Consider the following 17,032-nt stretch of genomic DNA (forward strand, 5'->3'; position numbering starts at 1 on the left):
GCGGCATAATCGGAAAAAGTTAGAAAAACGAAACTCCAGGAGAAATTCATGAGACTGATATTGCTCGGTCCACCCGGCGCCGGTAAAGGCACCCAGGCAGCATTCATCACCGAAAAATTTGGCATTCCCCAGATTTCCACTGGCGACATGCTGCGCGCCGCCGTCAAGGCCCAGACACCTTTGGGTCTTGAAGCCAAGAAAATCATGGATACTGGTGGCTTGGTTTCCGACGACATCATCATTGGCCTTGTCCGCGACCGCCTGACACAAGCCGATTGCCAGGATGGCTATCTATTTGACGGTTTTCCCCGCACCATTCCCCAGGCCGACGCCCTGAAAGAAGCCGGGGTCAAGCTGGATTTTGTGGTGGAAATCGTGGTGCCCGAAGAGAACATCATCGAACGCATCAGCGGACGCCGTGTGCATCCAGCCAGCGGACGTAGCTACCACACCGTATTCAATCCGCCCAAAACACCCAATACTGACGACCTCACCGGTGAGCCTCTGGTCCAACGCGACGACGACAAGGAAGAAACCGTCAGGAATCGTCTGGCTGTCTATCGCGAACAAACTCGTCCTTTGGTCGATTATTATTCAGAATGGGCAGCTTCGGGCAACCCCGATGCACCAGCCTACCGCCAGCTTTCCGGACTGGGTGCAGTTGACGATATCAAAGAACGCATATTCCAGGCGCTGCAAGCCTGATTCCACATAGAACCAAGAGGTTCCTTAACGGGCTCAATGCCCGTTTTTAATATAGATTTTCTATACGGACAGAGACATGGACATCAAGAACAAAGTATTTATCGTGACCGGCGGTGCATCCGGTCTGGGTGCTGGCACCGCCCGCATGCTGGTGGCTGAAGGCGCCAAAGTCATACTCGCCGACGTGCAGGACGAAGTCGGCCAGCAACTGGCCAAGGAGCTGGGGCAAACCTATGTCCATTGCGATGTCACCAGCGAAGCCGACGGGCAAGCCGTTGTCGATGCTGCCCTGAAAGCCGGCACCCTGTTCGGTCTGGTCAACTGTGCCGGCGTTGCTCCTGCTGCGCGCACCGTCAGCAAGAACGGCCCGCATGCACTGGACCTCTTCCAGAAAGTCGTCTCCATCAATCTGATTGGCACCTTCAATATGTGCCGCCTGGCTGCCGCGGCCATGGGCAACAATACGCCCGAAGCGACGGGTGAGCGAGGCGTCCTCATCAACACCGCCTCGGTGGCTGCCTACGACGGTCAAATCGGGCAAGCTGCCTACGCATCGTCCAAGGCCGGCGTGGTTGGCCTGACTCTGCCTCTGGCACGCGACCTGTCCAAGGTCGGCATACGCTGCATGACCATCGCTCCCGGTATTTTTGGCACACCCATGGTATTTGGCATGCCTCAAGAAGTACAAGACTCCCTGGCTGCCAGCATTCCTTTCCCGTCTCGTCTGGGGCGTCCCGAAGACTATGCCAGACTGGTCCAGCACATCATTAACAACGAAATGCTCAATGGCGAAACCATCCGTCTCGATGGCGCCATTCGCATGGCTCCAAAATAAGTAATCCTCCCCATGAGCCTGTTCAGGTCCGCCGCCACGGTGAGCAGCTTTACGCTGCTTTCCCGCATAACAGGCCTGTTTCGCGACATCCTGATCGCCAGCTCTTTTGGCGCCGGTCCCCTGACCGACGCCTTCTGGGTTGCCTTCCGTATCCCCAACCTGTTGCGCAGGCTGTTCGCCGAAGGCGCTTTTTCACAGGCTTTCGTCCCCATACTTGGCGAAGCACGCAGCACTCGCGATCATGAAGCCGTCCGCGTGCTACTTGACCGGGTCTGCCTGATACTGACCTTTGCCCTCATGCTGGTTACGCTGATCGGCATTATTGGCGCTCCCTGGGTGGTCAGCGCCATGGCCAGCGGCATGCGCAGCGCTGCAAAGCAAACCGAATTCGATGCTGCGGTCTGGATGACGCGGCTGATGTTTCCCTACATTATTTGCATGTCGCTGGTGGCTTTTGCCTCGGGCGTACTCAATACCTGGAGCAAGTTCGCGATACCGGCCTTCACACCCGTCTTGCTGAACTTGTCCATGATAGGCGCCAGCCTGTTTCTGGTTTCCTACTTCGAGACGCCAATCTATGCGCTGGCGGCGGGGGTCATGATAGGCGGCATAGCCCAGTTGCTGGTGCAGTGGTTTGCACTTGCCAGGCTGGGCCTGCTGCCCCGCTACTCCCTGAGCGTGCGCAAGGCCTGGGCAGACCCCACCATCAAACATATCATGCGGCAGATGTTGCCCGCCATATTAGGCGTCTCGGTCGCCCAGATATCGCTGCTGATCAACACCAATATTGCCACCTGGCTGCAGGCCGGCAGCGTCACCTGGCTGTCTTTTGCCGACCGGCTGATGGAGTTTCCCACCGCCCTGCTGGGTATCGCCCTGGGTACTGTACTGCTGCCCAGGCTTTCGGCTGCCCACGCAAAGCAAGACCATGCCAGTTATAGCAGTCTGCTGGACTGGGGCTTGAGGCTCGTGCTGCTGCTTGGCCTGCCAGCTGCCATAGGCCTGGCTCTGCTGTCAGACGGCTTGGTCGCCACCCTGTTCAATTATGGTGCCTTTAGCGCCGCCGACGTCATGCAGACCCGTCTGGCCGTCATGGCTTACGCAGTGGGCCTGATAGGCCTGCTGGCCATCAAGATCCTGGCACCGGGGTTTTACGCCAAACAAGATATTCGAACGCCGGTACGCATCGCGCTGCTTGTGTTGGTACTGACACAGCTATTCAATCTGATTCTGGTCCCTCTGTTTGCCCATGCCGGCCTGGCTTTATCCATAGGGCTGGGTGCCAGTGTGAATGCCTTATGTCTGGTCGTACTGCTGCGTCGCGGTGGTTACTACACCCCACGCCCCGGCTGGATTCGTTTTGGCCTGAGCATGCTTCCTGCACTGGCCGCCCTATCGGCCGTGCTATGGATAGCGGGCCAACAGCTTGACTGGCTGGCACTGGGCGCATGGCCAGGTTTGCGCGTGCTCTGGCTGGCTGGCGTGGTAGCTGCCGGCGCCCTGACCTATTTCGCCGTGCTCTTCTGCTGCGGTTTCAGGCCATCAGACTTTACACGACATGGCAAATAATATAGAATAGCTGTCTTTGCCGAATTAAACCCCCACCAGATACACGGATACGCACAATGGCCAATACTGCCCAAGCCCGCAAACGTGCTCGCCAGTCGGTAGAGCGCAACAAACACAACGCCAGCCTGCGCTCTATGCTTCGTACGTCGATCAAACGCGTGCGCCAAGCAATCGAAGCCGGCGATAAAGCTGTCGCTGCTGAAGTTTTCCAAAAAACCACCAGCATTATCGATCGCGTTGCCGACAAGAACATTATTCACAAAAACAAGGCTGCCCGTCATAAAAGCCGCCTTGCAGCCGCAGTAAAAGCCCTAGCCTAATTGCTGCCAGGGTTTAGTCGGCAAAATCGGGGGCAACCCCAGCAAAACAGGACGCTCTAGGCGTCCTGTTTTTTTTGTGGGGTATAGTTTGGTCTGCATAAGCAAAAAAGTTTTTATACACAATAACAGCAACCGAACCCATACGAGACATGTCCATGAGTACATCCGCAGCACGCGCTATCCTGCAATTGCTTCCCCTGAATGCCCCCTACGCCCAAGAACGCCTGTCCAAGCATTTCGATGTCATTGAGCTCTGGAAAGAGGCTGATCCCAAATCCGTTATTGCTGAGCGTAAAGACAATATCGAAGTTGTGGTCACCAGCGCCATGACGCCCACACCCGCCGACCTGATCGACGCCCTGCCCCAGCTCAAGGCCATATGCAGCCAGGGTGTGGGTTACGACGCCATCGATGTCAAGCATGCCCAGGGCAAAAAGATTCTGGTCAGCAATACCCCCGAGGTGCTCAATGACTGCGTTGCCGATCTGGCTTTCGGTCTGTTGCTGGCCACCGCACGCAAACTCGGGCACGCTGAGCGTTATGTTCGGGACCATCAGTGGGGCACTGATGCCGCCTTCCCGCTGGGTGCCAAAGTCAGCCACAAAAGGCTGGGCATCGTCGGACTGGGCCGGATAGGCATGGCCATTGCACAGCGCGCCGCCGGCTTCGACATGGACATCCGCTACCACAATCGCAGCGAGCGCATTGGTATTTCATACGGCTACGAGGCCTCGCTGGTCGACCTAGCCTCCTGGGCCGACTTCCTGATCATCGCCACCGTTGGCGGCGACAGCACACGAGGCCTGATCAACGCAGAAGTGCTCAAGGCACTTGGCCCCAACGGCATCATTGTGAATATCTCACGCGGCTCGGTCATAGACGAAACCGCTATGGTCAATGCCTTGGCCAGCGGCGAATTGGGTGGTGCGGGCCTCGATGTCTATGAAGCCGAACCCAAGGTGCCCGATGCGCTGAAATCGATGGATAACGTCGTGATCGTACCTCATATCGGTAGCGCCACAAACGAAACACGCAAGGCCATGATCGACCTGGTGCTGGATAACGTCGACGCCTACGCCACTACAGGCAAAGTGATCACGCCTGTACCCGCGCTATAGCCATAAAAAACGCCCCACTAGGGGCGTAAAGGGCCTGGAACCTCTCTTTCGGTAGTCTGCAACTTGTTATCGCTTGCAAAGTCGCAAACAAACTTCCAGGCCAAAGGCTCGAGATCTCGCAGGCGATGATCAACCAGCACACAACGGACGCCATCAAGCACAACTGGCACGGCATAGGGAGAATACGTGAGGTGGTCTCCTACGGCGCCCGCCGGTCGGAACTGTGACATTACTCCCGCAAGACGCTCGGCCCAGTCGCTGGGGCGAAAACGCTGGCCGTCCAGAGTAAGGCCACGAATAACTAGTTGCTGCACAAATTGGGTCATAAACTTCCGCGGACAAATCGTAGCCATTTCAGGCTTGCCAAACTTTCCCTGCGCCGCGAATTGTATATGATCCTGGCCCATGGCATCCGTTTTTTGCGGATGACCAGCGGGCAAGGTAAGATGGCTCTTTTACACAAGGCTTATTATGTCTGACGCCACACCAAAAACCGGACCACTGCGGCATTTCCTGCAATTTCGCGACTTATCAAAAACCGAGATCCAGTATGTGCTGGATCGTGCGCAACTGATCAAGAAAAAGTTCAAGCGCTACGAGCCGCATCACACATTGCACGATCGCAACCTGGCCATGGTTTTTGAAAAGGCCAGCACCCGCACCCGTGTTTCTTTTGAGGCGGGCATGTATCAGCTTGGGGGCTCAGTCATACATCTTACCACTGGCGACTCGCAGCTGGGGCGCTCAGAGCCCATCGAGGACACGGCCCGTGTCATATCGCGCATGGTCGACCTGGTCATGATCCGCACCTTCGAGCAAACCCGCATCGAGCGCTTTGCATCGCATTCCCGCGTGCCAGTCATCAACGGGCTGACCAACGAATTCCATCCTTGCCAGATCCTCGCTGATATTTTCACCTTTATAGAGCACCAGGGGCCCATAGCGGGCAAAACGGTCGCCTGGATAGGTGATGCCAACAATATGGCCTATACGTGGCTACAGGCGGCTGAAATCCTTGGCTTCCGTCTGCACGTTTCGGCACCCGCCGGTTACCAGCTCGATCCGCAACGCGTAGGCCAGCTCCCAGCCGGCATCCTGCAGGAATTCGCCGATCCCATCGAGGCCTGCCGAGACGCTCACCTGGTCACCACCGACGTCTGGACCAGCATGGGCTACGAAGACGAAAACGAAGAACGCCGCAAGGCTTTTGCCGACTGGTGCGTCGATGCCGACATGATGGCTGCCGCCGATCCCAAGGCCTTGTTCATGCACTGTCTGCCGGCCCACCGGGGCGAAGAAGTCACCGGAGAAGTCATCGACGGACCCCAAAGTGTGGTCTGGGACGAAGCCGAAAATCGTCTGCACGTGCAAAAAGCGCTCATGGAATTCCTGTTGCTGGGACAACTGCCCGCCTGATCCTGCCAGCATACTCGGCGTCATGACCGGACCTCATCGAGGTCCGGTTTTTTTATGTATACCCAAAAACAAAGCGGCTCATGTGAGCCGCCCTGATATACCGAAAGAATGCCTTCCAGACTACTTGCTGGAGTCGTCCTTCAGTTGCGGCAAGGCTGAGCCCGCAGCAGGCGCCAGCAGGCCCGACTTCACGTAAGTGAACAGCTTGTCGCGCGTGTCGACAATATCGAGATTACGCATGGTCAGTTGGCCAATGCGGTCGCGCGGCGAGAAGGTGGACTCACCCTTTTCCATGGTCAGGCGCTCGGGCTGATAAGTAAGATTGGCTGATTCCGTGTTCAAGATGGAATAGTCATTGCCGCGACGCAGTTCGAGTGTGACCTCGCCGGTAATGGCACGCGCCACCCAGCGCTGTGCGGTTTCGCGCAGCATGATCGATTGTGGATCAAACCAGCGGCCCTGATACAACAAGCGGCCCAGCCTTAGGCCATTTATGCGATATTGCTCGATCGTATCTTCGTTATGGATGCCCGTCACCAGGCGCTCGTAGGCAATATGCAACAAAGCCAGGCCGGGGGCCTCGTAGATGCCACGGCTTTTAGCCTCGATGATGCGGTTTTCGATCTGGTCGCTCATACCCAAACCGTGGCGGCCACCAATGCGGTTGGCTTCGAGTATCAGCTCGACACTATCGGCATACTCTACGCCATTCAATGCCACGGGCTGACCTTCCTCGAAGCGCACCGTGATCTCTTCAGCCTTGATCTGCACATCATCGCGCCAGAATGCAACACCCATAATGGGCTGGACAATCTTGATGCCCGAATTCAGATACTCGAGGTCTTTGGCTTCGTGCGTGGCACCCAGCATATTCGAGTCAGTCGAATAGGCTTTTTCGGCAGACATCTTGTAGTCGAAACCGGCCTGCTGCATGTATTCGGACATTTCGGCACGGCCACCCAACTCGTCGATAAACACCTGATCAAGCCAGGGTTTGTAGATTTTGAGTGCAGGATTGGTCAGCAAACCATAGCGATAGAAACGCTCGATATCGTTGCCTTTATAGGTGCTGCCGTCGCCCCAGATATTGACGTCGTCTTCCTTCATGGCAGCCACCAGCATGGTACCGGTGACAGCTCGACCTATAGGCGTCGTGTTGAAGTAAGTCACGCCAGCCGTCGAAATATGGAAAGCGCCGCATTGCAAGGCTGCAATACCCTCGGCAGCCAATTGCGAGCGGCAATCGACCAGGCGCGCATCCTCGGCGCCATACTCTTTGGCGCGGCGCGGAATGGATTCATAGTCGGTTTCGTCGGGCTGCCCCAGGTTGGCGGTGTAGGCATAAGGGATGGCACCCTTGTTGCGCATCCACAGCAATGCAGCGCTGGTATCCAGCCCGCCAGAAAAAGCAATACCGACCTTCTGGCCGGCTGGAACGTTTTCAAGAATGGTTGTCATGGGTGGTATAAGGCCTTGGAAAGATTTTCGACTAACCGGGCATTATAACCGTTAAGAATTTTGATAGAATAACAATGCTCCGGGGGAGTAGCTCAGCTGGGAGAGCGCTGCGTTCGCAATGCAGAGGTCGGGAGTTCGATCCTCCTCTTCTCCACCAAGATTCAAGCCCTGACTGACATCAGTTGGGGCTTTTTGTTGGCCGGAGCTACCACATCAAGTCATCTGGAACCTGAAAGGCAGCGTACGGATCGTCTTCATCGATGCTGGCGCTGGTCTTTTTCACATACACCACAAGCGAAGGGTCGCGCTCGGCAATTTTGTCAGCAACTATCCGGGGGACGAGTTCAGCTGTACTGCCTAGCTTAACGATGACAAGACGCCCGGCAACCAAATGCGCCTGCACCTCGGCCGACACATGTATCCGTTCTATGGTCGTGCCATGGGTAAAGTTATAGGCAATATCGCCAGCGCCTTTACTCTGGCGGCTTTGCTGCACCATTTGAACTATTTGCGCCATGATGGCTTTTTGGTTGGCGGTGGCAACGCGCTGGGCATTGAGTTCGCGGGTCCGCTCAAGATTCCGGTGCTGTGCTTCAAGGGCGGCAAGCCGAGCCTCATCGACGCTTTGCGTGCCACTCTGGCGTTCAACCTTCTTCTGCTTGCTCTTATCGTGATGGGCCTGTTTGATTTTGCCTTTGTTAACCAGCCCCGCTTTCAAAAGCTGCTCCTGCAGCGAAACCATATGTTCGACTCCGTAAATAATGCCCCACTCTACGCCGGGCTCGTAACCTTTTGGTTGCCGGCAATGATTATGCGACGAGTTCTACCTCGCCTGTGCCGAGATGATAAAGACCACCAACAACCTTGACCTGACCAGCTTGAACTGCCCGACTCAGTATGGGCGTGGCCTCTTGCAAGCGCTTTGCGTTCTGCTTGATATTTTCAATGGTAGCTGCCTGTACCAGTGTACCTTGATGGGATTTAGCAGCGGCCCGTACGGCTGGCATCAGCTCGGTAACTATACTGTTAATGTGGCCGGGAAATTCGGCCTGCTTGTCATATGTGTTAACCGCCGCGCTTACCGCGCCACAACTGGTATGCCCCAGCACCATGATCAACGGCGTATTCAGAACCGCGACGCCATATTCCAGACTTGCCAGAATATCGCTGGTGACATAGTTGCCGGCAACGCGCGTTACGAACAGGTCACCTCTTGCTTCGTCAAAACATAATTCGGGGCTGACGCGAGAGTCAGCACAGCTCAAAATAGAAGCGTAGGGGTTTTGCCCGTCAACCAATGCTGCACGTGTGGATGTAAAGCTTCGGCTTTTGCTCTGGCCTGCAGTGTATCGCTCGTTTCCTTCAATCAAACGCTTAAGGGCTTGATCGGGAGAAAGTACGTTTTCTGGTTTGGGTGGTAATTTTGCGTGGGCGATCCCAGCCGCTGCAGACATACCCAGTAATGACAATGCACCTATCATGCCAAGGGCAGCACGTCTGGAGGGTGACTCGGGCGCTTTACCCAAGGTACTACCGCGTATACATAGTCTGCACATATCCGGCTCCTGATTTTAGTTGTATCCATAGATTACATGTTGATTTAACTCATGACAATATAAATATTCGTCAGGCTTATTTCGACATCGTGTCTTGCTTGCTTGTCCTTGAGCAACTTACATATTGGCGTACGGTGTTTACAATGAAATATCCCTATATATACGATGAAATCTGCCGACGGCGGGACTCACTATCACAGGAGACGGGCAATGGCCTCAAGCAACACCAACACCAGCACCATCACAAAAACAGCCAGCGATGAACTGCAAGCCACCGTCTGGTTTGATACTTCCAAGATTCTGATCGACGGCCAATGGCGGGACGCCGCATCCAGCAAGACCCTGCCCATAGAGAATCCATCCACCGGCGCAACCATTGGCGTCATTGCACGTGGCAGCAACGAAGATGTTGAAGCGGCCGTTGCAGCGGCCCGCGCCGCCTCGCGCGGCGCGTGGGGCCGCATGACCGCCACTGAACGTGGCCGCATCCTGATGAAAATGTCAGCGCTGGTGCTTGAGCGTGCCGATGAGTTGGCCATGATCGAGGCGCTGGATGTGGGTAAACCGCTACACCAATCGCTTAATGATTCAAAAGCACTGGCACGCTATCTCGAGTTCTATGCCGGTGCAGCCGATAAACTGATGGGCGATACCATTCCCTATCAGGATGGCTTCACCGTCTTTACCTTGCGCGAGCCACACGGCGTGTGCGGGATTATCATCCCCTGGAATTACCCCATGCAAATTGTGGGCCGCGCGGTCGGCGCCGCCCTGGCTGCGGGCAATAGCTGCGTCGTCAAGCCCGCCGAAGACGCCTCGGTCTCGACGCTGGCGTTCGCGGCGATCGCCCTCGAGGCCGGCATGCCCGCCGGCGCATTGAATGTCGTGACCGGCCTGGGTGCCGAGGCCGGATCAGCACTGTCCACGCATCCCGGCATCGACCATGTATCGTTTACCGGCTCTGTCGGAACAGGAAAACATATCCAGACGGCGGCCGCCCAAAACGTCATCCCCGTTACGCTCGAACTTGGTGGAAAATCACCGCATATTGTGTTCGAAGATTGTGATCTGGATAAAGCCATGCCCACCCTGGTGGGCGCCTGCATGCAGAATGCAGGGCAAACTTGCTCGGCCGCTTCACGCGTGCTGGTACAGCGCAGCATCTACGATGAGGTCAAGCAACGCATGAGCGAGCTCTATCGAAACCTGGTGGCCGGGCCAGCAGTAGATGGTTGCGATCTGGGTCCGCTGGTATCAGCCAAGCAAAAAAGTATCGTCAGCAGTTATATTGATCTGGGCAAAGCCGAACTGAACGTCGCGGCCGAGGGCACAATCCGCGAAAACGCCGCCACTAACGGACATTTTGTACGCGCAGTCCTGTTTTCCGAAGTACCGCCCAATCACCGTTTGGCGCAAGAAGAGATCTTTGGTCCGGTACAAGTACTGATCCCTTTTGAAGACGAGGCAGAGGCTATAGAGATCGCCAATGGCACACCATACGGCCTTGTAGCGGGCGTATGGACCCGCGACGGTAGCCGTCAGATGCGCATGGCACGGCACCTGGATGTCGGTCAGGTGTTTCTTAACAATTACGGCGCAGGTGGCGGTATCGAACTGCCCTTTGGCGGCGTAGGAAAGTCTGGTCACGGACGTGAAAAAGGCTTTGAGGCTCTGTACGGGTTTACACGTGTCAAGACGGTCACTGCACATCATGGTTGATGGTTCGCACTAACATCCAAGCTGAGCGACACGCATCACCACAGCACCACAGGCCCGCACCAGCTCTGGGTCGTGGCTCGCGAACAGCACGATCCGATCTCGGGACCACACCCTGAACTGATCGGCCAGCGCGGCGCGTGCCTGCTTGTCCAGCCCATCGCTGGGGCCGTCTGCAATCACAACTGACGGCTCTCCCAAAGCGGCGGCTGTAAGAAATACCTTGCGGCGCGTACCCGTTGACATCTGCTCGAAGCGCTTGTCCAGATGCGGCTCGAGCCCCAGGCGGTATGCCAGAGCAAGCACTTCCTCGTCGAGGCTAGTGTGCTTATCCAAGGCGATTCGTTCGAGCAACTCACGCCCCGTCAACTCGGGGAATATCAAGCAATTTTCGGGCACATAGGCTATACGGGCCTTGGCTTGCCGTGGCTCGGCGGCCAGCGAATGCCCGCCGACCCAGATTTCGCCAGTATCGGGGGCAATGACACCTGCGAGAATTTCCAGCAAGCAGGATTTGCCGGTGCTTTCTTCTTCGCAGAAGGCCACACAGCCCGGGGCAAACGTATGAGTCAGCCCCTGAAACACAAGATGATCGCCATACCGCTTACTGAGATTATTGATCCGCAACATGGATGCAAGTGTACGCATGAATACGTTACACCGCCACACTTTGTGCCAATCGCACCAACCACAGTAGCCTAAGATAGGTCGAAGTCGATTAAGTAATCCGAAACGGCACGCATCACGCAAAAAAAAACAGCTGGATGACTGAGGCCTGGCCTGTCTTATTGCGGCCGCATTTTCATCAGACGCAAAGGGTTGTACTGAATCACAGTTTCGCCATGCTGATTGACGACTCGATTGAGCGTGCGGACATGCCCCCGATTACCCTTTGAACCAGGCCGCAGCTCGATGACTTCGCACTCAACATGAATGGTGTCATTGACCAGTGTCGGACCTTTGACATCCAGCTCAGCATTGAAAAAAGCCAGCCCAGTATGCTGCATGCTGGGAGTGAGCAAGCCCTCAGCGTAGGAATACACCAAAGCAGCCGGTACAGCACGCGCCTTGATCGCCATGTCTTCACGAGAATGGGCATTGGCGAACAATTCTTCGGTCAACCAGCTGAGATTCACAAAATTGACCAAATCCGTCTCGGTAATGGTTCGGGAAACCGTCCTGAATCGGAAGCCCAGCTCCAGGTCATCCCAATAAAACCCATGACCGATGGTCATCATCTGATCCGCCATATGTAAGTCTCCTTCAACGAGTTTCTAAAAATAATCAGCTACGCCCAAAGCGCTTCAATGTCGCCGAGGTCCAGAACGGAGCGATGGCCAATAAGAGGCTAATCATGGAAAAATAAAAACTGGCCTGGTATCCACCGGTTATGTCGTGCAGAACACCTGAAACCAGAGACCCCAGGGCAGCGCCTATCGACATGCACGCATATATGGTTCCATAAATCGTACCCAGACCTCGGCCAGGAAAAATCTTGGCGCAAAGGCTGGACACAATAGGCCCCCGGGCGCCTTGTGCAATGCCAAACATGGCTATGTAGCCAAACAACAGCCAGGCAGACGATTGGTAAGTCATGGCCAATAGAAACAACAGACCTATGAAGGTAGAGACAAAGCTGGCCGTCACCGTTCGGCGATAGCCAATACGGTCGGCGAGTGCGCCAGAGGCTGAAACACCAATGACAGACAGCATGCCTGCGATGCCAAATGCACCAGCCGCCTGCAGAGGCGCAAAGCCCATCTCGATCAAGAAGGCCACGGTTTGCACCAGAATCACATACATGGCCAGCCCGGTAAAACCGAAGACCTGTGCCAGCTCCCAGAAAGCGCGGGTTTTCAGTGCAGTTCGCAAGGGGCTGACTTGCGGCTTACCCGGCTCGCGCAAGGTCGACGTACTTCTATCCGGCACGGCGTCGGGGCGTATGCCTGCCCGCAAAGTGCGCCACGGCAAAAACAGGATAATCGGAAGAAGGACCAACAGGCCAACGCCCAAAATATGATAGGCACTGCGCCAACCCATGGATTCATTCAGGTACTGTGCCAACGGGACAATCAGCAACGTTCCGCAACCCACACCAGAGTAGGCGATGCCAAGGGCTGTACCCGTATTGCCCCGATACCAGCGGCTGATCAGACCAGCCGCCGGGACCATGCCCAATGCCGACACACCTATTCCTCCGGCAATGCCCACGCACAATTGAAATTGCCAAAGTTGGGTAAGATTGCCAGCCAGCACATAGGCTATACCCAGGCATGTCAGCCCTGTGGCGTAAACAACTCTGGGTCCCCAACGATCAAAAAGCATGCCCACGAAAGGCGCCGATAGCCCAGTGGACAGCATATAGATAGAGTAAACGCTGGATAACTCGGAACGGTTCCAGCCAAACTCGGCATTGAGCGGCAACAGGAATACCATATAGGTATCACCAATACCGCGCCCCAGAACATTAAACAGAAAAGCCAGCGCCAGCGCCAGGCCCGCCATCAGGGTGCTGGATGGTTTCCCAGATAAACCTTCTGCTGCATTTTTCATGAATAGCTATTTGCCAGCCTCCGGACGGCATTTCATGAACGCGGAGCGTCGGCACAGACAAACCGTTTCACCACGCTGGTTGATGCCCTTATGCTCGAACTCGACAATACCTGCATTGCCACGTGATTTGCTCAAACGTGTAGAGATCACAGTAGTTTCAACATGGATGGTGTCGCCGTGAAAGACCGGATTGGGAAAGTTGACGTCCGTCATACCCAGATTGGCAATTGTCGTCCCCAGGGTGGTGTCGGTCACGGTAATACCTATGACCAGGCCCAGGGTAAACAAACTATTGACCAACCGTTGCCCGAACTCAGTCTTGGAAGAAAACTCTTCATCCATGTGTAGAGGCTGTGGGTTCATGGTTAATGCCGAGAACAGGGTGTTGTCCATCTCGGTTACTGTGCGCGTCAGACTGTGGCTGAAAACGTGCCCAACCGTAAATTCTTCGAAATAAAGACCTGCCATGTGAATGCTCCAGGATTAGTAAGACTTAGGCAGACCGAGTACCCGTTCTGCGATATAACAAAGCACCAGTTGCGGACTGATGGGCGCAATACGGGGAATCATGATTTCGCGCAGGTAGCGCTCAACATGATATTCCTTGGCATAGCCAAAGCCGCCATGTGTCATGACGGCCGTCTGGCAGGCATTGAAGCCGGCCTCCCCCGCCAAGTACTTGGCGGCATTGGCTTGAGTACCCGCCTGATCACCCTTGTCGTAGAGCGTAGCAGCATGGAACACCATGAGATTGGCCGCCTCCAGTTCCATCCAGCATGCAGCCAAAGGGTGTTGTATACCTTGGTTTTGTCCTATGGGTCGGCCAAACACAATACGTTCCTTGGCATAGGTGGCCGCCTTGCGCAACGCAGCCCGGCCCAGGCCCACTGCCTCGGAGGCAATCAGAATACGTTCCGCATTCATGCCATGCAGAATATATTTGAACCCCTTGCCTTCTTCGCCGATGCGGTCTTCTACAGGCACTTTAAGCCCATCAATAAATAGCTCATTGGAATCCACACATTTGCGGCCCATCTTTTCGATTTCACGCACATCAACCGTGCTGCGGTCCAGGGTTGTATAGAAAAGGCTGAGTCCATCACTGTGATTCTTGACCTCCTCGATAGGCGTGGTCCGTGCCAGGATCAACATCTTTTCCGCAACCTGGGCGCTGGATATCCAGACCTTGGCGCCGCTGAGCACATAATGATCGCCCTGGCGCTCGGCCTTGACCTTCAGCTGTGTTGTGTTTAGGCCGGTATTGGGTTCGGTGACGGCGAAACACGCCTTTTCCTTGCCCTGTATGAGCGGCGGCAGCATGCGCTGCTTTTGCTCTTCGGTGCCAAACTGAACAACCGGGTTCAGACCAAAAATATTCATGTGGACTGACGAGGCGCCGCTAAGCCCGGCCCCCGACTGGCTGATCGTCTGCATCATGATCGCCGCTTCCGTTATCCCCAAGCCCGACCCACCATACTCTTCGGGTATGCAAATACCCAACCAGCCATCTCGTGCGAGCGCCTGGTGAAGCTCGAAGGGAAAACCGCCTTCACGGTCTTTATCCAGCCAGTATTGATCGTCGAAGCGATCGCAAATCTTTGAAATAGAATCTTTTATTGATTCTTGCTCGGGAGTAAAAGAAAAGTCCATTTAACCTGCTTCCAATATTGTGGTGAATGCCTGATTGCTACTGTGACTTCAATGCTTCATGAAAGGCCTGGAGTACCTCGGAGCCAGGCTTGCCGCGTTGATCAAGCTTCTCGGCCCACTGCTTGCTGACCTCAACCATATTGGCATCGATGACCTTGCGATCCTCACCTTCGAAATGCACGAAGGTGACGCCCTTTTCACGGATTTTTTCTATATCGCGGGCCGTATCATCATCGGTCATACTGCACACGCGCTGAGTCGTCTTTTTACCCACCTCGGAAATCGCTTTCTGGACCTCGGGAGAGAAAGTCTTCCAGAGCTTCTCGCTGATTACATAAGTGAGCACGGCACTGCCAAAGTTTTCTCCGGTGGTACCGTATTTTGTAATTCCCGCCAAATCGTAAGAGAGCAAGCTGGCATAAGGAAACAGCATGCCATCGACCGTACCGCGAGACAGCGACTCGTATAGTTCAGGCGCCGCCATGCGCACCGGCACCCCGCCAAAGCTGCGCACCGTCGCATCCATGGCGCCACCCGCAGTGCGCAGCTTCAAGCCCTCAATGCTTTTGATATCGGTAAGCGGCTTGCCGCCGGTAAAGGCCTGGTAAGGCGGCAGCACAAGGGTGAACATCAGCCGTACGCCGTTGGGTTCAAACTCTTTCTTGGCCAGGATGCCATCTTTGGTGGCCAATTTCTCGTAAGCCAGGGTGGCGGCGCACGAGGTATCAAAACTGCCCGGCAGTTCTGCCACGGCTGTCAAGGGCATTTTGTCTGAAGCATACGATGGAACGACATAGCCGACGTCGACTACGCCGGACTGCGTCAAGGCCAGCAAATCTTTGGCTTTGCCCAATTGCTCGGCGGGATAGTAATTGAACTTGATTTCACCACCGGTTGCCTTGGTGACCTCTTCCATCCAATACTTGGTTGCGTACTCAGCAAAGAAATGGCCTACCGGCAGTGAGTCGGCGACGCGTAGCGTCTGCTCGGCAGACGCTATAGGAGAAACAAACATGCCGCAGGCCGTCATCGCGGCCAGACTTGAAATAAGTGCTTTTTTCACTTGAGTGCCTCCTTGTATGCATTAAGGACTTCGGTACCCGCCTTACCGCGTTTATCCAGCTCTTGAGCCCATTCCGCACCGACAGTGCCCATCAGCTCGTGAACGGTTTTTTTGTCTGCGTCGGACAGTGTCACCAGCTTGTCGCCCGCTGCCTCGATTTTCTTCATGTCGGACGACTCGCGTTCCTGCGATACTTCGCACGCTTTGGCTGTCATGGCATTACCGACCTCCGTCATGGCCTTCTGAATTTCAGGCGACAAAGCTTTCCAGCGTTTTTCACTAATGGCGTAGTTCACGATGAAGCTGCCAAAGTTCTCGCCTACAGTGGAATACTTGACCATATTCTGCAGGTCGTACGAGATGATGCTGGAATAGGGAAACAGCATGCCGTCGATCGTTCCGCGCGACAGCGCTTCGTGTACCTCGGGAGTTGCCATCTGGATGGACACGGCGCCCAGCTTGCGGGCGGCAATATCCTTGGCGCCGCCGCTGGTTCGTATCTTCATGCCTTGCAGGCTCGCAATGTCTTTAAGTTCGCCGTGTCCCAGAAAAACCTGGTATGGCGGCAGGACGAGGGTAAACAGCACATGTATGCCCAGCGGTTTGAATTCCTTCTCGTCCAAGATGCCACCCTCTTGGGCGAGCTTCCAGTAAGCGTTTGTTCCCTCGCATGAAGTCGTAAAGTTGCCCGGCAGCTCCGCAACAGCCGCCAAAGGCATCTTGTCGCTCACAAATGACGGTGCAATATAGGCAATATCAGCCACGCCAGACAGCGTCAGCGAGAGCATGTCCTTGGCCTTGCCCAGTTGCTGTCCCGGATAATATTCAAACTTGACTGCGTTATTCGTCTTGCGCTCGACTTCTTCCATAAAGGGCTTGGTCAAGGCATCAGGAATGTAGTGGCCGGTGGGAAAGGAATCAGCCACACGCAAAGTGATCGTATCCGCAGCGGTAGCCGCCTGCGAAAGGCCTAACACCAAACCCAGGGATACAGCCAGGCGCGTACCGTGCATTGCTTTTATTTTCATCTTTTTGTCTCCTCGAAAGTTCAAGAATCCAACCCGAAAGCGGTG

The 17,032-nt window shown here is 55.3% G+C and carries 18 protein-coding genes and 1 tRNA gene; 8 read left to right on the top strand and 11 right to left on the bottom strand.

Annotation, left to right across the window (positions count from 1 at the left end):
* Positions 1-48: 48 nt before the first annotated feature.
* The 5 genes from adk to ERD84_RS12075 all read left to right on the top strand — a co-directional run bounded on the left by adk (position 49) and on the right by ERD84_RS12075 (position 4,547).
* A complete protein-coding gene (gene adk / locus ERD84_RS12055; RefSeq protein ID WP_130039846.1) occupies positions 49-705 on the top strand; it encodes an adenylate kinase in 657 nt (218 codons plus the stop codon).
* A gap of 76 nt (positions 706-781) precedes the next feature.
* Positions 782-1,540 (top strand): 3-hydroxyacyl-CoA dehydrogenase, encoded by a 759-nt coding sequence (locus ERD84_RS12060; protein ID WP_130039847.1) that lies wholly within the window; start codon positions 782-784, stop codon positions 1,538-1,540.
* 12 nt (positions 1,541-1,552) lie between these two features.
* On the top strand, positions 1,553-3,109 hold the full coding sequence (gene murJ / locus ERD84_RS12065; RefSeq protein ID WP_130039848.1) for a murein biosynthesis integral membrane protein MurJ: 1,557 nt from the start codon (positions 1,553-1,555) through the stop codon (positions 3,107-3,109).
* A gap of 56 nt (positions 3,110-3,165) precedes the next feature.
* Positions 3,166-3,429, top strand: coding sequence for a 30S ribosomal protein S20 (rpsT, locus tag ERD84_RS12070; protein WP_013741765.1), 264 nt, complete (start codon positions 3,166-3,168; stop codon positions 3,427-3,429).
* A gap of 155 nt (positions 3,430-3,584) precedes the next feature.
* Positions 3,585-4,547 (top strand): 2-hydroxyacid dehydrogenase, encoded by a 963-nt coding sequence (locus tag ERD84_RS12075; protein ID WP_130039849.1) that lies wholly within the window; start codon positions 3,585-3,587, stop codon positions 4,545-4,547.
* 17 nt (positions 4,548-4,564) lie between these two features.
* Here ERD84_RS12075 and ERD84_RS12080 read toward each other — a convergent pair whose 3' ends face one another.
* On the bottom strand, positions 4,565-4,873 hold the full coding sequence (locus ERD84_RS12080; protein ID WP_130039850.1) for a DUF3579 domain-containing protein: 309 nt from the start codon (positions 4,871-4,873) through the stop codon (positions 4,565-4,567).
* 145 nt (positions 4,874-5,018) lie between these two features.
* Here ERD84_RS12080 and argF point away from each other — a divergent pair, with 145 nt between their 5' ends.
* Positions 5,019-5,963 carry an ornithine carbamoyltransferase gene (gene argF / locus ERD84_RS12085; protein ID WP_130039851.1) on the top strand — a complete coding sequence of 315 codons (945 nt, stop codon included), beginning with the start codon at positions 5,019-5,021 and terminating at the stop codon, positions 5,961-5,963.
* Between the two features lie 120 nt (positions 5,964-6,083).
* On the opposite strand, the gene argG is transcribed toward argF, so the two are convergent.
* Positions 6,084-7,421, bottom strand: coding sequence for an argininosuccinate synthase (argG, locus tag ERD84_RS12090; RefSeq protein WP_130039852.1), 1,338 nt, complete (start codon positions 7,419-7,421; stop codon positions 6,084-6,086).
* 81 nt (positions 7,422-7,502) lie between these two features.
* Between argG and ERD84_RS12095 the strand changes: the two genes are divergently transcribed.
* A tRNA-Ala gene (locus ERD84_RS12095) sits at positions 7,503-7,578 on the top strand.
* A 48-nt stretch (positions 7,579-7,626) separates the two neighbouring features.
* Here ERD84_RS12095 and ERD84_RS12100 read toward each other — a convergent pair.
* Both ERD84_RS12100 and ERD84_RS12105 read right to left on the bottom strand, forming a co-directional pair.
* Positions 7,627-8,163, bottom strand: a complete 537-nt coding sequence (locus ERD84_RS12100; RefSeq protein ID WP_130039853.1) for a DUF2058 domain-containing protein — start codon at positions 8,161-8,163, stop codon at positions 7,627-7,629.
* A 67-nt stretch (positions 8,164-8,230) separates the two neighbouring features.
* Positions 8,231-8,902: a carbonic anhydrase gene (locus ERD84_RS12105; RefSeq protein WP_245150677.1), complete on the bottom strand. Its 672-nt coding sequence runs from the start codon at positions 8,900-8,902 to the stop codon at positions 8,231-8,233.
* A 285-nt stretch (positions 8,903-9,187) separates the two neighbouring features.
* Between ERD84_RS12105 and ERD84_RS12110 the strand changes: the two genes are divergently transcribed.
* The gene (locus ERD84_RS12110; RefSeq protein ID WP_130039855.1) at positions 9,188-10,696 is read left to right on the top strand and encodes an aldehyde dehydrogenase family protein; all 1,509 of its coding nucleotides are present in this window, start codon (positions 9,188-9,190) and stop codon (positions 10,694-10,696) included.
* Between the two features lie 9 nt (positions 10,697-10,705).
* On the opposite strand, the gene ERD84_RS12115 is transcribed toward ERD84_RS12110, so the two are convergent.
* The 7 genes from ERD84_RS12115 to ERD84_RS12145 form a co-directional block, all read right to left on the bottom strand.
* Positions 10,706-11,323, bottom strand: coding sequence for an ABC transporter ATP-binding protein (locus tag ERD84_RS12115; protein WP_130040052.1), 618 nt, complete (start codon positions 11,321-11,323; stop codon positions 10,706-10,708).
* Positions 11,324-11,478: 155 nt separating this feature from the next.
* Positions 11,479-11,943, bottom strand: a complete 465-nt coding sequence (locus ERD84_RS12120) for a hotdog family protein (RefSeq protein WP_130039856.1) — start codon at positions 11,941-11,943, stop codon at positions 11,479-11,481.
* A gap of 34 nt (positions 11,944-11,977) precedes the next feature.
* Positions 11,978-13,246 carry an MFS transporter gene (locus tag ERD84_RS12125; protein ID WP_130039857.1) on the bottom strand — a complete coding sequence of 423 codons (1,269 nt, stop codon included), beginning with the start codon at positions 13,244-13,246 and terminating at the stop codon, positions 11,978-11,980.
* Between the two features lie 6 nt (positions 13,247-13,252).
* Complete coding sequence (locus tag ERD84_RS12130; protein ID WP_130039858.1) at positions 13,253-13,714, bottom strand: MaoC family dehydratase; 462 nt, start codon at positions 13,712-13,714, stop codon at positions 13,253-13,255.
* Between the two features lie 15 nt (positions 13,715-13,729).
* Positions 13,730-14,896, bottom strand: coding sequence for an acyl-CoA dehydrogenase family protein (locus ERD84_RS12135; protein WP_130039859.1), 1,167 nt, complete (start codon positions 14,894-14,896; stop codon positions 13,730-13,732).
* Positions 14,897-14,933: 37 nt separating this feature from the next.
* Positions 14,934-15,959, bottom strand: coding sequence for a TRAP transporter substrate-binding protein (locus ERD84_RS12140; RefSeq protein WP_130039860.1), 1,026 nt, complete (start codon positions 15,957-15,959; stop codon positions 14,934-14,936).
* A complete protein-coding gene (locus ERD84_RS12145; RefSeq protein ID WP_130039861.1) occupies positions 15,956-16,987 on the bottom strand; it encodes a TRAP transporter substrate-binding protein in 1,032 nt (343 codons plus the stop codon). Before ERD84_RS12145 ends, ERD84_RS12140 begins: the two co-directional genes overlap by 4 nt.
* Positions 16,988-17,032: the final 45 nt, after the last annotated feature.

This window comes from Pollutimonas harenae, assembly GCF_004153685.1.
In the GTDB taxonomy this organism is placed as follows: Bacteria; Pseudomonadota; Gammaproteobacteria; order Burkholderiales; family Burkholderiaceae_B; genus Pusillimonas_C; species Pusillimonas_C harenae.